Source organism: Streptomyces boluensis, from assembly GCF_009908195.1.
GTDB classification, from domain to species: Bacteria; Actinomycetota; Actinomycetes; order Streptomycetales; family Streptomycetaceae; genus Streptomyces; species Streptomyces boluensis.
The window spans coordinates 1-4,088 of the sequence record NZ_JAAAHS010000534.1; the positions used below are offsets into that span (position 1 = coordinate 1).

Annotated in this window: 3 protein-coding genes and 1 pseudogene; 3 read left to right on the forward strand and 1 reads right to left on the reverse strand. The window is 68.8% G+C overall.

Going from position 1 to position 4,088, the window contains the following annotated elements; all coding sequences use genetic code 11:
• Nucleotides 1-992: sugar kinase (locus GUY60_RS35350; RefSeq protein WP_223178774.1), on the forward strand; the 992-nt coding region annotated here is incomplete at its 5' end.
• A gap of 267 nt (nucleotides 993-1,259) precedes the next feature.
• A complete protein-coding gene (locus GUY60_RS35355; RefSeq protein ID WP_161705458.1) occupies nucleotides 1,260-1,721 on the forward strand; it encodes a hypothetical protein in 462 nt (153 codons plus the stop codon).
• A 6-nt stretch (nucleotides 1,722-1,727) separates the two neighbouring features.
• Here the strand turns inward: GUY60_RS35355 and GUY60_RS40115 are convergent.
• A pseudogene (locus GUY60_RS40115) lies at nucleotides 1,728-2,066 on the reverse strand (ATP-binding protein); the annotation flags it as partial.
• 574 nt (nucleotides 2,067-2,640) lie between these two features.
• Here GUY60_RS40115 and GUY60_RS35365 point away from each other — a divergent pair.
• Complete coding sequence (locus GUY60_RS35365) at nucleotides 2,641-3,483, forward strand: class I SAM-dependent methyltransferase (RefSeq protein ID WP_161705460.1); 843 nt, start codon at nucleotides 2,641-2,643, stop codon at nucleotides 3,481-3,483.
• Nucleotides 3,484-4,088 lie beyond the last annotated feature (605 nt).

Consider the following 4,088-nt stretch of genomic DNA (forward strand, 5'->3'; position numbering starts at 1 on the left):
ACGGTCCCGAGCCCGCGGCCGACGTCGTGTGCGTCGGCGAGACCATGGCCGTCCTCAGCCCGCCGGACAGCAGCCCGCTCGCCGAGCAGTCCACGCTCAGCATGGCCATCGGCGGTGCCGAGTCCAACGTCGCCTGCGGTCTCGCCGGGCTCGGCCACCGCGCCAGCTGGCTCAGTCGTGTGGGCGACGATCCGTTCGGGCGGCGCATCCTGGCCGAACTCGCCGCGCGCGGCGTCGAGGTGAGCGGCGTCGAGACCGATCCGGACCGACCGACCGGCGTCTACTTCAAGGACCCGGGCCCGGACCGTACGCGTACGCACTATTACCGCAGCGGATCTGCCGCCACCCGGATGGGACCGGATCTGGCACGGCTGCCCGTGCTGCGCGGCGCCCGTGTCGTGCACCTGTCGGGCGTCGCCGCGGCGCTGTCCGACAGCTGCGCACAGCTCCTCGCGGCGATCCTCGTCGACCGCGTCACCGGCGACGGCGGGTCCGCCGCCGGACCGGCCGTCTCCTTCGACGTCAACCACCGTCCGGCGCTCTGGCGCGGCGGTACGGCAGCGGCGGCGCGGAGCCTGCTGGCCCTCGCCCGCGCCGCCGACCTGGTGTTCGTCGGGAGGGACGAGGCCGAGGCCCTGTGGGGCACCGCCCGCCCGGACGACATCGCGGAACTGCTCGCGGCCGTGCCGGCTCTGATCGTCAAGGACGCCGAGCACGGGGCGACTTCGTACACCGGCGGTACCCGGACGTTCGTTCCCTCCCTGCCCACCGAGGTGGTCGAACCGGTCGGCGCGGGCGACGCGTTCGCGGCCGGTTACCTCTCCGGCGTTCTGGACGGCCGCGACGAGCGGTCCCGGCTGCGCCTCGGCCATCTGGCGGCCGCTGCCGCGCTACGGACCAGGGACGACGTACCTGTCATGCCGTCACGCGCGGCAGCCGACCGCATGCTCGCCCTTGACGACAACGCGTGGGTAGCCGAGGCGCCGCGCTGAGCGGAGACACCGCCGACCCCCGTGCGTCTCATTCGCAACTGATGATGCGTGACGATCACATCAGGGCCCCACGCCGTGGCGGTCGTCCTCCGTGACGATGTGGACGATCGCGTATTTCCCCAGGAGTAGGCGCACGTAATTCCCCACCCCTGTAGCTGAGACGGCCTCGAAGAGGACTCCGGAGGGTGTAGCAGTGCGTGATCACTCAGCTCGGTCGCGTGGCATTCTTGTCAGATCTGACGGACAGAATGAGAGTTGAGTCGTGCGTTGATCCGCGTCGCGCGAGGAGCCACCGGGTTCTGGGGGCAAGGCGATGACCCGTTGCCACTGGTGGACGTTGGGGCCTTCAAGACCGCCTGCCATACGGTGGCGCGTTCGATTCGGGCCACGGTCGGCGAGGTGACTCCGGCAGCAGTCACGCCGAGTTTCCATACAGTTCTGATCACCGCCCCAGGCATTGAGTCGACCGTCCTGTGCCACGAGGTACTCCCGGTCGTTGCCTTTGCGGCGAGTCGTCCGCAGGCTGGTGCGCCGCTGACGGACTTCACATCCCCACCGGCGTGGGCGGACGCGTTTGAGCTGGGCGGCTTCCGGCTGCTGGACGTCGAAGAACTGAGCATGCCGTTGGCCGCGGCTGACACCAGCGAGCTCGCCGAAGCAGAGCTGGAACAGGTGCGTTACTGGCGTCCCAGCACGGTCGGCGAGCTGATGTTCAACTGGTGGGACTGATCCGGGTCATTTGGTTGAGGGCTTGTCAGCGCGGTTCTTGGGGCGCTTGTTCGGGCGGCAGCTGGGGCCGTTCATGATGACCTGGTGGCTGGTGTTGATCAGCCGGTCCAGGAGGGACTCGGCGACGACGGGGTTGGGGAAGAGGGGATACCAGTCGTTGGGCGCCCGGTTACTGGTGATGATCAGAGACCTTCCCTGCCGCTCGCTGACCAGCTCGTAGAGGTCATCGGCCTGGGTGGCGTTCAGTTGGCGCATCGCGAAGTCGTCGAGGACGAGGACTTCGGGGCGGACCAGTTCGCGGAGCCGTTTCTCCCAGGTGCGGTCCGCGTGGCCGCCGGCGAGGTCTGTACCGGCCGCCGGCCGACCCCCGGCGCCTGGCGGCGGTTGCTTGGTTCTGGCCTGTGCGCCGGGCCTCGGGTGCAGGCGGCAAGCCGGTCGTCTGGACCGCCGGCTGATCCATCCCCGTCGGCCCCGCTCGACCACACCCACCAGGCCAGCCCGAGGACAACGGACCCGAGGCATCACCATCGACGCCGACGCGGCGCCGAGCACGGGGCGCGGCCGCTCCGCTGGAGCGACGAGCTCACCCCTGGTACGGAGCAGTGAGCAAACAACTGCAAGGTCCGGCGCTCGGCGGCCAGCGTAAATACGGCGAACTCATCTACTGGCGCGCCGCAACCGACAGCCAGACCGCGATCAAGGACGCCTTCCGGCACTGGGAGGCGGGGGAAGCGAAGTACAACTACAGCCAACCTTCCGGGCGAACGACTCCCGAACGGCTGAGCCCAAGGCACCCGGCACATGGACCGGCAGGGGCAGCGCCCTGCGTCCGAACGGGTGACACGGAAATGGGATGGGCGCGGGGTACGCCGCTAGCATCCGCGCAGGGTCAGCCCACACACATCGCACGGAGGCCGTCATGCAGAAAACATCCGCTTCGCGCCCGCGGAATCGTGCACGACTCGGACACAAGGTGCGTTACGCGCTGAAGCATCCGGCGCGCGTGCTGCCGTATCTGCGACGGGCGGGACGGGACGGCTGGCTGCTGCTGCGGCACCGCGGGAATCATGTCGCGTACTACCGGGCCGTGATGGCGTCGGACACCGCGAGGAACCCGGCGGCGGCGGTCAGCGGCGTGACGTCGCACGACCAGTGGCTGCCCATCGGGCAGTTGCAGTTCGACTATCTGGTGCAGCACGGCCTGAGGCCGCAGGACCGGATTCTGGAAATCGGGTGCGGCAATCTGCGCGCGGGGTGGCGATTCATCCAGTACCTGGAGCCCGGCCACTACTTCGGCATCGACATCTCGCCCGACATCCTCATCGAGGCCAAGAAGACACTGGTCCGCTACGGCCTCCAGGAGAAGGTGCCGCACCTGACCCCCGTCGACAACCTGACGCTGGACTTCCTCCCCGACGCGTCGTTCACGGTGGTGCACGCGCACAGCGTGTTCTCGCACACGCCGCTGGAGGTCATCGACGAATGCCTGTCGCACGTCGGACGGGTGCTGGCCCCCGGCGGCTTCTTCGACTTCACCTTCGACCGCACTGAGGGCAGCGAGCACCAGGTACTGCGCGAGGACTTCTACTACCGCACGGAGACGCTGATCCGGCTGGCCGAGAAGCATGGTCTCGTCGCCCGCTTCATGGACGACTGGGAGCAGACGTGGCACCCCCAGTCGAAGCTGCGGATCAGCCACCCCGGGGCGGACCCGGCCGGCGAGCGGCCGGCTGACGCCGTCCGGGCCAGTCCACTTGTGTGAGGTGGCCGGTTGCCAGGACTGGTAGGTCACGGCGGCCCGTCCGCACCGGAATCGAGAAGCGACACAGGCCGGGAGCAGCGCCGGGCGGCTGTACGACCTCGCCGTACAGCCGCCCAAGAAGGGCGAGGCCTTCAAGGCGATCCCCGACAGGCAGCGTGCACAGGGGACCCCGCGCTACGCAAGGAAACAGCGGGCTGACCTCACTTGGGCCCTCGCGTCGACTCGTGACGTGGCCGGAAGGGCCGGGGAAGTAAGGGCTGTCCCAGGTGCTGAAACGGCCATAGATGCGACCGGGGGGGCCGCATGCCGGCACGCATACAGGGCTATGGGGTTTCGGATAGGCCGGCCATGCCCCGAGGTGCGAGCATCGCGCGTCTGCTGATTCCGTGCGACTGCATCCTGTCTCCTCGTCGTCGGGTGCCAGGCGATCTCGGGAAGGCCAAGCTCAGACGGGCGGCTTGACGATCTCTGTCAGCGTGAGGCAGTGCTGGTGGTCCGAGATGTCGAACGTCGGAAGACCAGGCCCGGACGAGGCCCGGATGAGGACCGGACGAGGACTGCGCAGGGCCGAAGGGCCAAGCCGGCTTGAACAGCTGTTCTTCCCC